Here is a 16,745-nt window from a genome sequence, read left to right as displayed (position 1 = left end):
TTGACCGTCGCGAACGGCTCAACTATGCAAAGTCCACCGAGCGGGCATGGTGAAATGGTATCACACGAGCCTTCCAAGCTCTTGGTGCGGGTTCGATTCCCGCTGCCCGCTCCACGCTCTCCCCATTTTCCGACAGCGTCGGACGTGTGCCCCCGCAGCCGATATGGGCCGCGTCAAAGGGGCTGCTTGACCTTCATGGGCCGCATGGCGCAACACGCCAAGCAGATCGGTTAATGGAGACATCATGGCCCGCAATGGCGCCCCCGGTCCGGGGCAGGAAGAGCGCGAGAAGTCGCGCAGGCTGAGTTCACTGGCCGCGCTCTGGCCCTTCATGCGCCCCTACCGCGCGCTCATGGTCGCGGCGATCCTGTCGCTGGTGCTGACCGCGGCCGTCTCGCTGATCCTTCCGATGGCCGTGCGCCGCGTGGTCGACAACTTCAACACGCAGGACGGCGCGCTGCTCGACAAGTATTTCGGCGCGGCTCTGGGGATTGCGGCGCTGCTCGCGCTGGGCACGGCGCTGCGCTACGCGCTGGTGACGCGGCTGGGCGAACGCGTGGTGGCCGACATCCGGAAGGCCGTCTTCAACCGTGTGATCTCGCTCTCCCCTGCGTTTTACGAGACGCTGATGACCGGCGAGGTCCTGAGCCGCATCACCACCGACACCACGCTGATCCAGTCGGTGATCGGCTCCTCGGTCTCGATCGCGCTGCGCAACGCGCTGCTCTTCACCGGCGGGCTGCTGCTGATGGTCTTTACCTCGGCCAAGCTGACCGGCCTCGTGCTGCTGATCGTGCCCATTGTCATCGTGCCGATCCTGACGCTTGGTCGTCGGCTGCGCACCCTCAGCCGCGAGAATCAGGACTGGATCGCGCAGAGTTCCGGCAATGCCGCCGAGGCGCTTTCGAGCGTGCAGACGGTGCAGGCCTACACCCACGAGCAGATTTCCAAGAACGCCTTCGGCGAGGTGACCGAGCACAGCTTCGACGCCGCCCGGCGCCGGATCTGGACCCGGGCGCTGATGACGGCGATCGTCATCTTCCTCGTCTTCACGGGCATCGTCGGCGTGCTCTGGATCGGTGCGTGGGACGTGCGCGCGGGCGACATGAGCGCAGGCGCGCTGATCCAGTTCGTGATCTACTCGGTCATGGTGGCGGGCGCCGTGGGCGCGCTGTCGGAGATTTTCGGCGAGCTGCAACGCGCCGCCGGCGCGACCGAGCGCCTCGTGGACCTGCTGCAGGCCGAGGATACGGTGACCGACCCCGCCCAGCCCGTGACGCTGCCCACACCCGTGCGCGGAGAGATCGGCTTCGAGGACGTGGTCTTCCACTACCCCTCGCGCCCCGATGCCCCCGCGCTCGATCACGTCGACCTGCAGATCGCCCCTGGCGAGACGGTGGCCATCGTCGGCCCATCGGGCGCGGGCAAGACCACCATCATCCAGATGCTGCAGCGTTTCTACGATCCGCAGGCGGGCCGCGTGACGCTCGACGGCGTGGCGCTCGATACCCTCGCGCGCGAAGCCTTCCGCAAGCACATCGCGCTTGTCCCGCAGGACCCGGTGATCTTCGCCGCCTCGGCCCGAGACAACATCCGCTTTGGCCGGCCCGAGGCGGCGGATGCGGAAATCGAGGCCGCCGCGCAGGCCGCCGCGGCGCACGGCTTCATCGAGGCGCTGCCGCAGGGCTACGACACCTGGCTGGGCGAACGCGGCCTCGTGCTCTCGGGCGGCCAGAAGCAGCGCATCGCCATCGCCCGCGCCATCCTGCGTGACGCGCCGGTGCTGCTGCTGGACGAGGCGACCAGCGCGCTCGACGCCGAAAGCGAACGCGCGGTGCAGCGGGCGGTCGACAGTCTCTCGCAGGGGCGCACCACCATCATCGTCGCCCATCGTCTGGCCACCGTGAAGAAGGCCGACCGCATCATCGTGATGGAAAGCGGCCGCGTGGTGGCGCAAGGGCCGCACGACGCGCTGGTGGCCGAGGGCGGGCTTTACGCCCGGCTCGCGCGGCTGCAGTTCACCGACGGGATCGCCGCCGAATGAAGGTGGCGGGCCTGCGCCCGCCTTCGACGCTGCGTAACGACCTGTTCCCTTGCGTCGGGTTTCTTGCAAGCCTGCCTTTATGTTGGGCACACTATGCCATCATGTCCTTTGGGAGGAGGCATCCATGAGCTACGCCAGTCTGGCCGATCGCGACTCCATCGAAGCGGAAATGCCCTGGGCCGAGCGCGATCTGCCCAAGACGCTCTACGGCCAGCTGTCGAGGACGACCGCCGCCTTCCCTGACCGGCCCGCGACGAGCTACCAGCTCACCTCCGGGCCGAAGGACAAGGCCGACACGCTCACCTGGGCGCAGCTGCGCGACAAGGTCACCCAGACCGCCAATCTCTTTCGCGAACTGGGCATCGGCGAAGAGGACACCGTCGCCTACGTGCTCCCCAACTGCCAGGAGACGCTCTGGACCATGATGGGCGGCGCCGTGGCAGGCATCGTGGCGCCCGTGAACCCGCTGCTCGAACCCGAACACATCGCCGGCATCCTGCGAGAGACCGGCGCCAAGGTCGTGGTCACCCTACGCAGCTTCCCCAAGAGCGACGTCGCCCAGAAGGTCTCCGAGGCGGTGCGCCACGCGCCACAGGTGCATACCGTGCTCGAGGTCGACCTGCTGCGCTACCTCTCGCCCCCGAAAAGCTGGCTGGTGCCGCTGATCCGGCCCAAGAACGCCGGCAAGCACCACGCCGACTACCGGAACTTCAACGCCGAGGTCGCCCGCCAGGCCACCACGCTTGATTTCGAAGACAGCAAGCTCGACCGCGTCGCTGCCTACTTCCACACCGGCGGCACCACCGGCCTGCCCAAGGTGGCGCAGCACCGATACTCGGGCATGCTCTACAACGGCTGGCTCGGGCATTCGCTGCTCTTCACCGAGCGTGACAACATCATGTGCCCGCTGCCGCTGTTCCATGTCTTCGCCTGCCACGTGATCGTCATGTCGGCGCTGTGTTCGGGCGCGCACGTGGTCTTCCCGACGCCCGCGGGCTACCGGGGCGAGGGGGTCTTCGACAATTTCTGGAAGCTCTGCGAGCGCTGGAAGATCAGCTTCGTCATCACCGTGCCCACGGCGGTCGCGGCCCTGATGCAGCGGCCGGTGGATGCCGACATCTCGTCGGTGAAAAGCGCCTTTTCGGGGTCCGCGCCCATGCCGCTCGAACTTTTCAAGCGGTTCGAAAGCGCCTGCGGCGTCACCGTCTGCGAGGGCTACGGCCTGACCGAAGCCACCTGCCTCGTCTCGGTAAACCCGCCAGCGGGCACCAAGAAGGTGGGCTCCGTGGGCATCCCGTTCCCCTACACCGACGTCCAGATCGTGCGTGCGACCCCCGAGGGCCCGCGGACTTGCGCCACCGACGAGATCGGCGAGATCTGCATCTCTAGCCCGGGCGTCGTGCCGGGGCATACCTACACGGACGTCTCCCGAAACACCGACATGTTCCACTGGGGGACGCACGTGCGCACCGGCGACCTCGGCCGCATCGACGCCGACGGCTACCTCTGGATCACTGGTCGCGCCAAGGACCTCATCATCCGCTCGGGCCACAACATCGACCCCGCCGAGATCGAGGAGGCGCTGCTCTCGCACCCGGCGGTGGCCTTCGCGGGCGCCATTGGCCAGCCCGACGCCTACGCGGGCGAGCTGCCATGCGCATTCGTCGAACTGGTGGACGGGGCCGAGGTCACCGAGGCGGAACTGATGGAGCATGCGCGCGTGCATATTCACGAACGCGCGGCTTATCCCAAGCACATGACCATCCTGCACGAACTGCCCAAGACCGCCGTCGGCAAGGTCTTCAAACCCGAATTGCGCAAGCAGGCCATCACTCGCGTCTACAACCAGGCGCTGGAGAAGGCGGGCTCGGCGGCGCGTGTGACCGCGGTTGTCGACGACAAGACCCGTGGGCTCGTCGCGCAGGTCACCGCCAATGGTGCGGGCGCCGATGAGGTCGGCCATGTCCTGGGCGCCTTTACGCGGCCCTGGGACTGGGCGGGCAGCAGCGGTCAGGAAGCCGCCTGAGGCGCGTCCCGCGCTTCTTCTGGGCAAATATAATACTTCGGGGGAGTCCCGGAGGGGCGGGGGCAGCACCCCCTCCCTTACTCCTCAGCCGTCCTTGCGGCAGAAGATCTCGTAGAGCAGCCCGATCACGCGGTTGGTGTCTTCGCCCGCGAGGCTGTAGTAGATCGCCTTGCCCTCTCGCCGGGTCTGGACGAGGCCTTCTTCGCGCAGCCGGGCGAGCATCTGGCTGACCGCGGCCTGCCGCATGTCGAGCAGGGCTTCGAGTTCACCCACGGATTTCTCGCCCGAGCCGAGGTGGCACAGGATCATGAGCCGGCCCTGGTGGGCGAGGGTCTTGAGGAAGGCTGCCGCGTTCTGGGCGTTCTGCGCCATTTCTTCGGGGGGCGGCGGTGCGATATCTGTGTCGCTCATCGTATCGGTTCTCTGTCGTCGGCCCGCGAGGGGCCCGTTTGGGTCGAAGTCGGGAGAGGCTTTTCCGGGGGAGGCGCACCCCCCGCGAAGATGTTCTCTTCGGAATAGTTGCAGGGGGCTTCCTGCATCTGCAGGTGCAGCGCGGCGCCGTCATAGGGATGGGCCCGTGCCAGCGCCTCGTCCACCTCGATGCCGAGCCCCGGCGTGTCGGGGACTTCGATGTAGCCGCCTTCCACCCTTAAATTGTGATTGATGAGGGCTTCGTGAAAGGGGGTATCGATCGTTTCTGCAAGAAGCAGGTTCGGGATCGCGGCGGCAAGCTGCAGGTTGGCGGCCCATTCCACCGGTCCGGCATAGAGATGCGGCGCGATTTCGGCGCCGAAGCTCTCGGCCAGCGCGGCGATCTTGCGGCCCTCCCAGATCCCACCTGCGCGGCCGAGCGCCGGCTGAAGGATATGCGCCCCGCCGGTACGCAGGAGCGTCGCGAATTCCGCCCGTGTGGTCAGCCGCTCGCCCGTCGCCACGGGGACAGGCTGGCGTTCGGCTACCTGCTGGAAATCCAGCGGGTTGTCCGGCGGGATCGGCTCCTCGTACCAGAGCGGGCCATAGGGCGCGATGGCCTGTCCCAGCCGGATCGCACCGGGGACCGAGAACTGGCCGTGGGTGCCGAAGAGCATGTCTGCGTGGTCGCCTACCGCCTCGCGCACGGCGCGGCAGAAGGCGACCGACCGCTCGATGTCGCGCATGGCAGGCTGATGGCCGCCGCGCAGGGTGTAGGGGCCCGCCGGATCGAACTTCACCGCGGTCCAGCCGTCCTTCACCGCCTCCGCGGCGGCCTCGGCGGCCATCTGTGGCGAATTCCAGAAGGTGCCGATCTCGTGGTGGGCCATGGGATAGAGATAGGTGTAGGCACGGATGCGATCGTTCATCCGCCCGCCGAGCAGCGCGTGCACCGGTCGGTCCCGCGCCTTCCCGAGGATGTCCCAGCAGGCGATCTCGAGCCCGGAAAAGGCACCCATGACCGTCAGGTCGGGCCGCTGGGTGAAGCCGCTGGAATAGGCCCGGCGGAACATCATCTCGATGCGCTCGGGGCTTTCGCCCTGCATGTGGCGGTCAAAGACGTCGGCGATGACCGCCCGCATGGCCTCGGGGCCCACCGATGCGGCGTAACATTCCCCCCAGCCGGTGATCCCGTCATTCGTGGTCAGCTTGACGAGGATCCAGTACCGACCTCCCCAGCCGGGGGCAGGGGGCGCGGTGACGATCACCTCGCAGTCCTGAAGCTTCATCGTTGGCCTCCCATCGCCGGGTTCATGCCCGGTTCGTCGGTTCCTACGCTGGCGACGGCTGACGTGGTTCCGCTACCATTGCGCCCCTCTGTCGCGGATTGCAACGCGTTGTTGACGCTTGGTCACTCACCCCTCGGAGGGGAAAAGCGGCCTTCCGGCGAGGTCCCTGTCGGTTTCCGCAAGGGTGTCTATATCGACCACGACCGAAAGGCCCGGCGCCAGTTCGCCGATCATGTCTTGCCCGGGGTCGATCGCGATGCGCACCGGCAGGCGCTGTGCGATCTTGGTGAAGTTGCCGGTGGCGTTCGAGCCGGAAAGCAGGCTGAATTCCGACGCCGTAGCAGGCGAGAACGCCTCCACATGTCCGCGGAAGTCGTGGCCGCCCACGGCATCCACGGTGAAATGCACGGGCTGGCCGATCCGCACACCGTGCAGGCCGGTTTCCTTGAAATTGGCGATCACCCAGACGTCGCGACCCACGTGCGAGACGAGCCCGGTGCCCGCCGAGACGAACTGCCCTGCGTGGGCCGAGACCTGCCCCAGCCGACCGTCGGCGGGGGCGCGGATCACCGTGTTCTCGAGGTTGATGCGGGCGGTCTCCACCGCGGCCTCGGCGCTCGCGATGTCGGCCGCCCGCGTGTCCAGCGCAACCTTGGCGCTTTCCAGCGCCTCGCGCTGAATGTCGAGCTGGGCCTCCGCCTCGGTCACGCCGGCCTCGGCCTGGCGCAGGGCAAGTCGGCTCTGGTCGGCGCTGGCGTCCGAGGCGATGTCGCGGTCGCGCAGGCGCTGCACGCGGGTCCAGTCGCTCTGGGCGGTTTCCAGCGTCGACCGGGCGGCCCCGACCGTGGCCTCGGCGGCGCGGGCGACGGCCTCGGCCGAGGTCACCTCCTGCCGGGCCACCTTGAGAGCGGCCTTTGCGGAGGCAAGGTTCGCTTCGGCCTGCCGCAGCTGCTGCCGGTAGATCCGGTCGTCGAGCCGCGCGATCACGTCGCCTTCGCGGACCTCGTCGAAGTCGGTGACCTCGACGCTGTCGATGTAGCCCGAAAGCTGCGGCGCGAGGCTCGTGACGTTGCCGCGGATATAGGCGTTGGTCGTCGTCGGCTGCGCGGGTGTGAAGGGCGGCAGGTGCCAGGCGAAGAGCAGCACCAACACGCCGGCGATACCGATCACCGAGACGACGATCGTGGGGAGGAAATGCGAAGGTTTCATGTGGTCGGTTCCGGGTGACTTGGGGCCCGCCGCGCCTCGATCCGCGCCGACAGGACGTCGCGCAGGAGGTGCAGCAACAGCGCCGAGGCGCCGCCGAGGGCAACGAGGAAGATCAGGAAATAGGCGTCATCGTAGGCCAGTACCGTGGCCTCGCGGGTGAGGGTGCCTACAATCTGAGAGAGGGCCTGCCCCCGCGCCGCGAGAGCGTCGGCCACCTGCGACTGCGCCAGCCGGGTGCCCTGTGCGAGCACGGAAAGCGTCGCGGGGTCAGAGGTCATGAGCTGTTCGCGCAGGACCTGAAGGTGGTGCGCCTGCCGTTGGTTCACCAGCGTCGTGAACAGCCCCGAGGCCAGCACGGATCCCAGCAGCTGCGTCGACAGGAACACGACGATGAAGGACAGAAGGTACGATGGCCCCTTGGCCATCGCCTTCATCAGGCCCGCCATCATCGCCGGCGGCAGGAAGAGCATGGCGGCGAAGGCGATCAGCGTTTGGCTGACGTACATCTGTTCGGGACGTGTGAGGGCGGTGGCGTGGCTGTCCATGAAGGCGCCCGCCGCGATCAGCAGTAGCGCCACGAGGTGGAACTGCGGCTCGCGCCCCGGCCGCATGAGCGCCACGCAGGCCAGTGCCCCGAGGACGGTCGCCAGAACGATCAGCGCAAAGAGCGTCACCATCTGGGCATTGCCCACGCCGAGCGCCTGCATCAGCCGCGGCGCACCGGCGGCCTGTTCGGCCATGAGCAGCCGCATGAGCAGCAGCGCCCCGGCAAGGTGCAGGATCTCGGGGCTGGTGATCCAGCGGATGTCCAGCAGCGGCGCCTCGCGGTGCAGCTCGGTCACCGCGGCCAGCGTGATCGCGGCGACCGACCCGGCCAGCAGCCAGCCGATCCAGGGCGCGTCGGTCCACCAGTGAATCGGGCCCATGATGAAGCTGATTGTCAGCCCGCCGAAGCCGGTCGCGATGAGGGCAAAACTCGTGATGTCGAGCGGGCGGATGACCTTCTGACGAGGCACCGGGGTCAGCGGCAAAAGGTAGACCAGCATGAGCGAGACCATGGCCATGCCCAGCGTCGTGAGGTGCATCCAGAGCATCCCGTTGTCGCCGAGCAGGGCGGGCGATATGACCCGTGCGAGGTTCGCGCCGGAGAAGATCACCGCCAGCGCCAAGGGCAGCCCGAGGGTCAGCTTGAGCGCACGTGGAAGCTTTTCCAGCATGTAGAGGAAGGCCAGCGTCGACAGCGGCGCCCCCGCAACGCCCGAGAGGAACTGCACCACGATGGCCGACCGCAGGTCGTCGATCCAGAGCGCGGCAAAGGCCACGATGACATAGGCGACGATGCCCACCTCGGCAAAGCGGCGCAGCCCGAACTGGGTGCGGATCTTGATCAGCATCAAGGGTAGCGAGGCGCGGGGAATCAGGTAGGCTGCCATCAGCCAGCTCGCCTCGGTCGTCGTGGCGCCGATATCGCCCGCGATCTGTGGGATGTTGGCGCTGACGAAGCCCTGGCCCAGCCCCTGCGACAGTGCCAGCAAGGCCGAAGCGAGCATGTAGGGCAGCGCCGCACGCACCGAGACCGGCGGTTCGGTGGGGACTTGCGTGGCTGGTGTGGCGTCGCTCATCGCCGGCCCATGTCCCCGACGTTCGCGGCGATCCGGTCGAGCACCGCGCGCGCGGCGTCGAGTTCCTCGTCCGACAGACCCTCCATGGCCTGTGACCGCACGCGGTCGGCAAAGCGCGTGACCTGGTCTTGCTTGGCCCTCTCTGTCAGGAACAACGCCCGCTTGCGGCAGTCGCCCTCGATCTCGCGCCGCTCGACGTAGCCGTCGCGGACAAGCCCGTCGATCTGCCGCTTGACCGAGGGGGCCTCGATTCCGAGTTCGGCGGCCAGTTCCGCCTGCGTACCGCCCTCCATCCGCGTGAGCATCCGCAGGAGGCGGGCGCGTGAAAGCGTCAGCCCTGTCGCCTGTGCCTCGGTGTCGAAGGCGCGCCGCATCTCGCGCACGACACGCTGCATGGAATCGAGCATCTTCTGCTGAGAGGTAAAGGCACGGGTCATGGCGGTTCATTAGCTTGTTAAGTAATTGCCTAGCTAATGATATCCCTGCCGATTGCAAGATCGGCTATGCTCGCCATGCTCGGGGCAGGGCGGCATTGCGCGCCGTGCAAGGCAGGGGGAGGAAGCTCATGGACTACATCGTGACGGGCGACTGGACGGCAAGCTACGCAGACCCGATCCGCCTTTCACCGGGCGAACGCGTCCGGCTCTCGGGTCGCGCGGACGTCTGGGAAGGGCACCGCTGGCTCTGGGCAACGGCAACCGACGGGCGCGAGGGCTGGATTCCCGACAGCCTTGTCTTCGAGGAGGGGGGCATCCACATGGCCCGGGCGGAGTATACCGCAACCGAGCTGACCTGCGTCGCCGGGCAGGTGCTCGAGGGGCTGCAGGAATCGCACGGCTGGGTCTTCTGCCGCGCGGCGGACGGCGACACGGGCTGGGTGCCCCGCCGCCACCTTGTCGTCAGCGAGGGGTAGACGCGTCTCAGCTATCGAAGAGGATCACGTTCCGCTTGGCCCCGCCGCCCTTGGTATCGGCGAAGGCCTCGTTGATCTGGTCCAGCCGCCAGCGACCCGAGATCAGCTCGTCCAGCTTCAGCCGCCCCTGCCGGTAGAGGTCCGCCATCCACGGGATGTCGCGTCGGATCACCACGTCACCCATCTTGGAGCCAGCCATGCCCTGCTGCAGGTAGCTCAGGCTCGTCGGCTCGTATTCGGCCATCGCGCCGGAATGCGGCATCCCCACCATGACCATGCGCCCGCCGGGGCCGAGATAGCGCAGCGCGTCGTTGTAGGCCGGAATGGCCCCCACGGTCACCGCCACGAGGTCCGCGCCCCGGCCCATGAGTTTCAGCGCCTCGCGCCACGGCTTGTCGCCGCTGGCCAGAACCCCCTCGGTCGCGCCGAACCCCTTCGCGATCTCGAGCTTCGCGGGGCTCGTGTCGACCGCCACGATGCGCCGCGCCCCCGCGATGCGCGCGCCCTGGATGGCGTTCAGCCCGACACCACCCGTGCCGATCACCACCACGTCCTCGCCCGCCCGCAGCTTGCCCGCGTGTACCACGGCGCCCACGCCGGTGATGACCCCGCAGGCCAGCAGGGCCACCGCCTCGGCGGGAGGATCGTGGGGCAGGGGGACCACCTGGCTCTGGTGCACGACCATGCGGCTGGCAAAGCCCGCGCAGTGCATGGCCTGCACCACCGGCGTACCGTCGGCGCGCGACAGCGGCGACGCGCTCTCGCGGGGCGTCGTGCAAAGCGTCGGACGTCCGCCCGCGCAGGACGGGCAGGTGCCGCAGGCCCGGATCAGTGTCACGCAGACGCGGTTGCCAACCTCGATGCCGGTGACGCCCGCGCCGAGGCCCGTCACGATGCCGGCCGCCTCGTGGCCAAGCACCATGGGCAGGTCGCCGCCCCATGCGCCCTCGGCGAAGGAGATGTCGGAATGGCAGACGGCGACCGCCTCGGTCCTGACCGCGATCTCGCCGGGGAGCGGATCGCGCAGGCGCAGCTCCTCGATCCTCAGCGGCGCGCCGAAAGCGGTGCAGACCGCGGCTTCGATGGATGTCATTCTACGCTCCCCGTCCGGTGACCCGGTCAGGGTGTGCGCCACGGATATAGGCCCGCTCGCACAGAAACGACATCTTCTGACGTATCAGGCCCCCGGATCGCCCGTGTCGCCGCTCAATGCCCCTCGCGCACCGCGGCGGCAAAGGCCCGCGCGGTGGCCGGCGCATCGCCCATCTGCCGTGCCGGGTCGAACAGCCCTTCGGGCAGGTCGGGATACTCGGACCGCGCGGCCTGCTCGAGCGTGTCGCCCGCGGCCTGCGCGGCCTTGGCGAGCCGCTTGGTCTCGGCCTGCGCCTCGGGGCGCGGCATCCGCGCGGCCAGAGCAAACGACAGCGCCTCCGACAGGATCAGCCCGCCCGAGTTATCAAGGTGCGCGCGCATGGCCTCCGCGTTCGGCTCCAGCCCCTCGGCCAGCCGTGCCGCGTGCCCCAGCGCCGCGCCCGCGCTCATCATAAGTTGCGGCAGGGTGAGCCACTCGGTCATCCAGGCCGTGCCGTCGCGCTGCTGCCGGTGCAGGCCCGCCGCCTGCAGCGTCCCGTTCAGACCCGCCGCGTGCCGCGCCAGCGCCACCATGGCCGAGGGCGCCACCGGGTTCTGCTTCTGCGGCATGGTCGAGGATCCGCCCGATCCGCCAAGTCGAACCTCGCCCACGCCCGACTGCACCATAAGGATCAGGTCCTCGCCCATGCGCCCGGCGGCCACGGCCGCCTCCACCGCCGCCGCAGCGATGCGCAGGACCGCCGTCCGGTCGCTGTGCCAACTGTGGCCCGGATCACGCAGGCCAAGCACCTCGGCAAGATCCGCCCGCAGCGCCGCCGCCTGCGGACCCAGCGCCGCGCCGGTTCCCGCCGCGCCCGAAAGAGACACCAGCAGGCACTCCTCCTTCACCCGCGCCAGCGCCCGGCGCGCCGACAGCAGCGCCCAGCCCCACTCCGCCACCGCCGCGCCAAAGCTCGTGGGTGTCGCGTCTTGCCCGTAGGTTCGCGCGGCCATGGGCGTCTCGGCATGCGTCTCCGCCAGCCGCGCCAGCCCCGCGAGCGCCGTGCCGACCTCGCCATCCATCGCCGCCAGCACCTGCCGCAGCCGCAGCATCAGCCCGGTGTCCTGGATGTCCTGCGAGGTCGCGCCCCAGTGCAGGTACTGCGCGTGCTCGGGCGCCTGCATCTCGGTGCGGAACGCCGCCACCAGCCCCGGCACCGTCACCGCGTTCTGGCCCACGCTTTCGCCCAGCCCGCCGGGATCGATCTGCAATTCCATGCTCGCCCGGTGGATCGCCGCCGCCGCCGTCTCGGGGATCACGCCGCGCGCCCCCTGCGCCTTGGCAAGCGCCCCCCAGACAATCATCATGGCCCGCACCTCGGCGGTGTCCGAGAACAACCGCGACAGTTCCCCGGTGGGAAACAGCCGGCTCAGGTGGGCGCTGTCGAAGGGCGTGGCGGGCATGGGGCGTCTCCTCGTCGTCTCTCGCCCCCGGTCTTAGGCCGCACCGCGCCCGGGCGAAAGCCCGCGATGGCGTTTGACAGGGCAGGGCCCGCTTGCTAAGCGCCCGGCCTCACATCGACGCGAGGGGTTGCATGGCACGCAGGCGCAAGGGACGCGACATTTCGGGCTGGCTGGTCGTGGACAAGCCCGCCGGGCTCACCTCGACCGCCGTGGTGAACAAGGTGCGCTGGGCGCTCGACGCCAGGAAGGCGGGCCACGCCGGCACCCTCGATCCTGACGCCACCGGCGTGCTTGCCGTGGCGCTGGGCGAGGCCACCAAGACCGTCCCCTACATTACCGAGGCGCTCAAGGCCTACAGCTTCACCGTGCGGCTGGGGCAGTCCACCAACACCGACGACGCCGAGGGCGAGGTGACCTCCTCTTCCGACCTCCGCCCCTCGGATGACGAGATCAAGGAAGCCCTGCACGGCTTCGTGGGCGAGATCATGCAGGTCCCGCCGGCCTTCTCGGCGGTCAAGATCGACGGCGAACGCGCCTACAAGCGCGCCCGCGACGGCGACGACTTCGAGCTTCAGGCCCGCCCGCTCTGGGTCGAGGAACTGGTCATGACCGCGCGGCCCGATCCCGACCACGTCACGCTCGAGATGACCTGCGGCAAGGGCGGCTACGTGCGCGCCATCGCGCGCGATCTCGGCGAAAAGCTCGGCTGCAAGGGCCACGTGCGCGAGCTGCGCCGCACCTGGTCAGGGCCATTCGAGGCGAAGGACGGCATCGACCTCGAAACCGTCGAGAAACTCGCCCGCACGCCGGAGCTCGACGCCTACCTGCTGCCGCTGGAGACCGGCCTCGCCGACCTCCCCGAACTGCGCACGACGCCAGAGGGCGCCGCGCGCCTGCGCAACGGCAACCCCGGCATGGTGATCCCGGGCGACGTGCAGTACGGCGACGAGGCCTGGGCCAGCTTCGAGGGGCGCGCCGTCGCCGTGGGCATCTTCCGCGCGGGCGAGCTGCACCCGTCCCGGGTCTTCGTCACCGCCTGAGGCTTCTTCTTGGCCCAAATACTCCCGGGGGAGGCCCGCAGGGCCGGGGGCAGAGCCCCCCGCGACACGGACGGCATCGCCAACTGCCGGTGATGCGCGGAAAACGACCCCGCGTGTCGCATCCTGCCACGCCTTCACCGGCGGGCATGGCAAAGCAGCGACATGCACATGCCGATCTCCTTCGCCGCCCTGATCCTCTCTGTCGTCTTCCTGCAACTTTCCTCGGGGGCCTCGGTGCCGCTCGACGCGCTCTCGGGGCTGCAGCTCGGCTTCTCCACGGGCCAGATCGGCCTGCTGGGCTCGGCGCATTACGTGGGCTTCTTCGTCGGCTGCTGGTGGGCGCCGCGCCTCATGGGCAGCGTCGGGCATTCGCGCGCCTTCGCGGCCTTCACCGCGCTCGGTGCCATGGGGCTGCTCGCCCACATGATGGTGACCGATCCCTACGCTTGGGCCATGTTCCGCATGGCCACGGGCCTTTGCATCGCGGGGTGCTACACGGTGATCGAGGCCTGGGTGCAGGCGGGGGTCACCAACGAGACGCGCGGGCGCGTGCTGGGCGGCTACCGGGTCGCCGATCTCGGGGCATCGCTCACCGCGCAGCTCATGATCGGCATCCTGCCGCCCGCCGCCTACTTCAGCTACAACACGCTGGCGCTGCTCTGCTGCGCGGCCCTTCTGCCGCTCACGCTCACCCGCGCCAGCCCTCCGGTCACGACCGAGACACCGCGGCTGGAACCTCGCCTCGCTTGGACCATCTCGCCGCTCGCCGTCGTCGGAATGCTGGTGGCGGCCCTCTCGGGCGCGGCATTCCGCATGGTGGGGCCGGTCTATGCCAGCGCGCAGGGGCTCGGGGCAGGGCAGACGGCGCTGTTCCTCGCCTCCTATGTCGCGGGCGGGGCGCTGGCGCAACTGCCGGTGGGGTGGCTCGCCGACCGGTTCGACCGGCGCCACGTGCTGATCGGCCTTTCGGCGGCGGCCATCGTCAGTTCCCTGGCGACCGTCATGGCCGGCACGCTGGGCGCCACGGGCACCTTCCTCATGGCAGGGATCTTCGGCCTGACCACCTATCCGATCTTCTCGGTCGGTGCCGCCCACGCGCATGACTACGCCCGCAGCGATCAGCGCGTCTCGCTTTCGGCGGCGCTGATGTTCTGGTTCGCGGTCGGCGCAATCACCGCGCCCTGGCTCGCCTCGCTCCTGATCGCGCGCTTCGGGCCGGGGGCGCTATTCGTGCTGATCGCGGCGGGGCACGCGGGGCTCATCCTCTACAGCCTGCTGCGGATGCGCCGCCGCCCGGCGGAAACGCGCACGCCCTACCTCTACCTGCCGCGCACCTCGTTCCAGGTGGGCCGGCTGCTCGCGCGCTTCCGCGACCCCGAGGGCCGCTAGGCCGCGTCGCCGCGGGCGCGCGCCTCTTCCTCCTCGGCCTCGGCGGCCTGGCCCTCGGCATAGTCGATGGCCCAGGCGCCGGCTGCCTCCACCGCGACCTGCGAGGTGGTGGGCAGCACGTTGAGGTAGGCGTCGGTCTCGTCCACCGGGACCGAGGCGCGCCGCGTCATCCGCCAGGCCGCATAGCCCGCGATCAGCCCGAAAAGCACTAGCATCACCAGCCAGAAGCCTTCTGGCCCCGCGTACTGCATGGTCCAGCCTGTCACGAGCGGGCCGAAGATCGCGCCCAGCCCGTAGCCGAAGACCAGCCCGCCCGAGGCCGCCGGCATGTCCTCGACCTGGAGGAAGTCGTTGGTATGCGCGATGAACAGTGAATAGAGCGGCGTCGCGACGCCGCCCGAAATGAAGGCCGCCGCCATCAGGACCCACAGCGACTGGGACATGAAGCCCAGCACGCAGGCGCCCACGCCGCAGACCGCCGCCCCGAGGATCAGCTTGCGGCGGTCCATGCGGTCCGACAGGAAGCCGATGGGGTACTGCAGCACGAGGCTGCCCGCGAAGAGCATGGCCACGAAAAGCGCCACCTGCGAGGTGTCCAGCCCGATCTGCGCGCCGAAGACCGCGCCCATACCCGACTGCGCGGCAAAGACCCCGCCCAGCAGCACGATGCCCACCGCGCCCAGCGGCGATTCCCGGAAGAGCCGCACCAGCGACATGGGCTTGGCGAGCTCCGCCGCCGGCACTGGCGTCGCCGAGAGCAGGATCGGCGCGAAGCTCACCGAGACGAGGATCGAGGCCCCGATGAAGAGCGCGGGCCCCGCCGCGTCCCCGAAGGTCAGCACCCCCTGCGCGGCGATGATCCCCAGCGTCTGCGCCAGCATGTAGGCCGACAGCACGCTGCCACGGGATTCGTTGGTGGCCGCGTTGTTCAGCCAGCTTTCCGCGGTCACGTAGACGCCCGACATGCAGAAGCCCAGCAGGATGCGCAGCAGCGTCCAGGCCCAGGGCTCGGTCACCAGCGGAAATGCGATCAGCCCCGCCGACATGAACGACCCCAGCGCCGCGAAGACCCGCACGTGGCCCACCCGCCGGATCATCACCGGCGCCAGCCGCGCGCCCGACAGGAACCCCAGGAAGTAGCCCGAGGTCACCACGGCAAGCTCGGCCGAGGAAAAGCCCTCGATCCCGCCGCGCACGCCGATCAGGGTGAAGTGCATCCCGTTGCCCATCATGATGAGCACCATGCCGACCAGCAGGGCCCAGATGGCCGAAAGCGTGCTGAACATTCCGCGTCTCTCCAACTTCTCGTGCCGGGCGCCCGCGCGCCCCTTGTCCGCCTGACCGGCATCCCGCGTCCGCGCGCCCGCTGTCGCGCCGATTTCCGACAGGCCGGTGCCGCAATGCAGCATTAGCGCCATCGCGCGCCGGGCGCATGTCCACCATGCGAAGGCATCGGTTGAAAGCCGGCCGGCGGCGCAACATTGTTCAATTATTAACAGCAAGGAGAGTTCGCCATGGACATTCGGTTCGACGGCAAGACGGCACTGGTCACCGGCGGCGCCTCGGGCATCGGCGCGGCGATCGTGAAGGAGCTTGCCGAAAGCGGCGCGACGGTCGTCGTGCAGGACCTGCGCGAGGAGCCTGCCGCCGCCAAGGCGCAGGAAATCGGCCACGGCGCGCTCTCGGTCGGAGGAGACATCTCGAAGCCCGAGGACGTGGAGGCCATGGTGAACTTCGCGGTCGAACAGACCGGCGGGCTGCACCTCTTGGTCAACAACGCGGGCATCGGCGGGCCGCAGGCGCCCACGGGCGAGTATCCCCTCGACGGCTGGCACCAGGTCATCAACATCAACCTCAACGGCGTCTTCTACGGCATGCGCCACGCCATCCCCGTCATGCGCAAGGCCGGCGGCGGAGCCATCGTGAACGTGGCCTCGATCCTCGGTTCCGTCGGGATCGCGGGGTCCTCGGCCTACGTGACCGCCAAGCACGGCATTCTCGGCCTGACCAAGTCCGCCGCGCTGGAACACGCCGCCGACAACATCCGGATCAACGCCGTCGGCCCGGGTTTCATCAAGACGCCACTGGTCGAAACCGCGCTTGACCAGGACACGCAGGACGCGCTGGGCGAAATGCACGCCATGAAGCGCATGGGGGAACCCGACGAGGTCGCCTCGCTCGTGGCCTACCTGCTGTCGGACAAGGCGAGCTTCATCACCGGCTCCTACCACCTCGTGGACGGCGGCTACACGGCGCAATGACCCCGG

General features: G+C 69.0%; 14 protein-coding genes and 1 tRNA gene. 7 read left to right on the top strand and 8 right to left on the bottom strand.

What is annotated here, in order from left to right:
• Window positions 1-40 precede the first annotated feature (40 nt).
• The 3 genes from C8N44_RS02535 to C8N44_RS02525 all read left to right on the top strand — a co-directional run bounded on the left by C8N44_RS02535 (window position 41) and on the right by C8N44_RS02525 (window position 4,070).
• Window positions 41-114, top strand: a tRNA-Gly gene (locus C8N44_RS02535).
• 130 nt (window positions 115-244) lie between these two features.
• Window positions 245-2,044 carry an ABC transporter transmembrane domain-containing protein gene (locus tag C8N44_RS02530; protein WP_107974595.1) on the top strand — a complete coding sequence of 600 codons (1,800 nt, stop codon included), beginning with the start codon at window positions 245-247 and terminating at the stop codon, window positions 2,042-2,044.
• 124 nt (window positions 2,045-2,168) lie between these two features.
• On the top strand, window positions 2,169-4,070 hold the full coding sequence (locus C8N44_RS02525; RefSeq protein ID WP_107974594.1) for an acyl-CoA synthetase: 1,902 nt from the start codon (window positions 2,169-2,171) through the stop codon (window positions 4,068-4,070).
• An 84-nt stretch (window positions 4,071-4,154) separates the two neighbouring features.
• On the opposite strand, the gene C8N44_RS02520 is transcribed toward C8N44_RS02525, so the two are convergent.
• The 5 genes from C8N44_RS02520 to C8N44_RS02500 form a co-directional block, all read right to left on the bottom strand.
• A complete protein-coding gene (locus C8N44_RS02520; protein WP_244640945.1) occupies window positions 4,155-4,481 on the bottom strand; it encodes an ArsR/SmtB family transcription factor in 327 nt (108 codons plus the stop codon).
• Window positions 4,478-5,770 carry a mandelate racemase/muconate lactonizing enzyme family protein gene (locus C8N44_RS02515; RefSeq protein ID WP_107974593.1) on the bottom strand — a complete coding sequence of 431 codons (1,293 nt, stop codon included), beginning with the start codon at window positions 5,768-5,770 and terminating at the stop codon, window positions 4,478-4,480. Before C8N44_RS02515 ends, C8N44_RS02520 begins: the two co-directional genes overlap by 4 nt.
• 126 nt (window positions 5,771-5,896) lie before the next feature.
• On the bottom strand, window positions 5,897-6,979 hold the full coding sequence (locus tag C8N44_RS02510) for an HlyD family secretion protein (RefSeq protein WP_107974592.1): 1,083 nt from the start codon (window positions 6,977-6,979) through the stop codon (window positions 5,897-5,899).
• The gene (locus tag C8N44_RS02505) at window positions 6,976-8,601 is read right to left on the bottom strand and encodes an MFS transporter (RefSeq protein WP_107974591.1); all 1,626 of its coding nucleotides are present in this window, start codon (window positions 8,599-8,601) and stop codon (window positions 6,976-6,978) included. Before C8N44_RS02505 ends, C8N44_RS02510 begins: the two co-directional genes overlap by 4 nt.
• Window positions 8,598-9,038: a MarR family winged helix-turn-helix transcriptional regulator gene (locus C8N44_RS02500; protein WP_244640946.1), complete on the bottom strand. Its 441-nt coding sequence runs from the start codon at window positions 9,036-9,038 to the stop codon at window positions 8,598-8,600. Before C8N44_RS02500 ends, C8N44_RS02505 begins: the two co-directional genes overlap by 4 nt.
• 128 nt (window positions 9,039-9,166) lie before the next feature.
• On the opposite strand from C8N44_RS02500, the gene C8N44_RS02495 reads away from it, so the two are divergent.
• Window positions 9,167-9,514: an SH3 domain-containing protein gene (locus tag C8N44_RS02495; RefSeq protein ID WP_107974590.1), complete on the top strand. Its 348-nt coding sequence runs from the start codon at window positions 9,167-9,169 to the stop codon at window positions 9,512-9,514.
• Between the two features lie 7 nt (window positions 9,515-9,521).
• Here the strand turns inward: C8N44_RS02495 and C8N44_RS02490 are convergent, their stop codons facing one another.
• Entirely contained in the window at window positions 9,522-10,607 is a 1,086-nt protein-coding gene (locus C8N44_RS02490; protein ID WP_107974589.1) for a zinc-binding dehydrogenase, read from the bottom strand.
• Window positions 10,608-10,720: 113 nt separating this feature from the next.
• Window positions 10,721-12,049, bottom strand: a complete 1,329-nt coding sequence (locus C8N44_RS02485; RefSeq protein ID WP_107974588.1) for a lyase family protein — start codon at window positions 12,047-12,049, stop codon at window positions 10,721-10,723.
• 131 nt (window positions 12,050-12,180) lie between these two features.
• Here C8N44_RS02485 and truB point away from each other — a divergent pair, with 131 nt between their 5' ends.
• Together truB and C8N44_RS02475 are read left to right on the top strand one after the other, a co-directional pair.
• Window positions 12,181-13,089 (top strand): tRNA pseudouridine(55) synthase TruB, encoded by a 909-nt coding sequence (truB, locus tag C8N44_RS02480; protein WP_107974587.1) that lies wholly within the window; start codon window positions 12,181-12,183, stop codon window positions 13,087-13,089.
• A gap of 162 nt (window positions 13,090-13,251) precedes the next feature.
• Window positions 13,252-14,478, top strand: coding sequence for an MFS transporter (locus C8N44_RS02475; protein ID WP_107974586.1), 1,227 nt, complete (start codon window positions 13,252-13,254; stop codon window positions 14,476-14,478).
• Here the strand turns inward: C8N44_RS02475 and C8N44_RS02470 are convergent.
• The gene (locus C8N44_RS02470) at window positions 14,475-15,764 is read right to left on the bottom strand and encodes an MFS transporter (protein ID WP_107974656.1); all 1,290 of its coding nucleotides are present in this window, start codon (window positions 15,762-15,764) and stop codon (window positions 14,475-14,477) included. The two genes, C8N44_RS02475 and C8N44_RS02470, sit on opposite strands and share 4 nt — an antisense overlap.
• Window positions 15,765-15,992: 228 nt before the next feature.
• Between C8N44_RS02470 and C8N44_RS02465 the strand changes: the two genes are divergently transcribed.
• Window positions 15,993-16,739, top strand: coding sequence for an SDR family NAD(P)-dependent oxidoreductase (locus C8N44_RS02465; RefSeq protein WP_107974585.1), 747 nt, complete (start codon window positions 15,993-15,995; stop codon window positions 16,737-16,739).
• Window positions 16,740-16,745 lie beyond the last annotated feature (6 nt).

The organism is Allosediminivita pacifica, from assembly GCF_003054175.1.
Taxonomy (GTDB): domain Bacteria; phylum Pseudomonadota; class Alphaproteobacteria; order Rhodobacterales; family Rhodobacteraceae; genus Allosediminivita; species Allosediminivita pacifica.
Note: the sequence above shows the minus strand (reverse complement) of the source record. Positions and strands in the feature narration are given on the sequence as shown.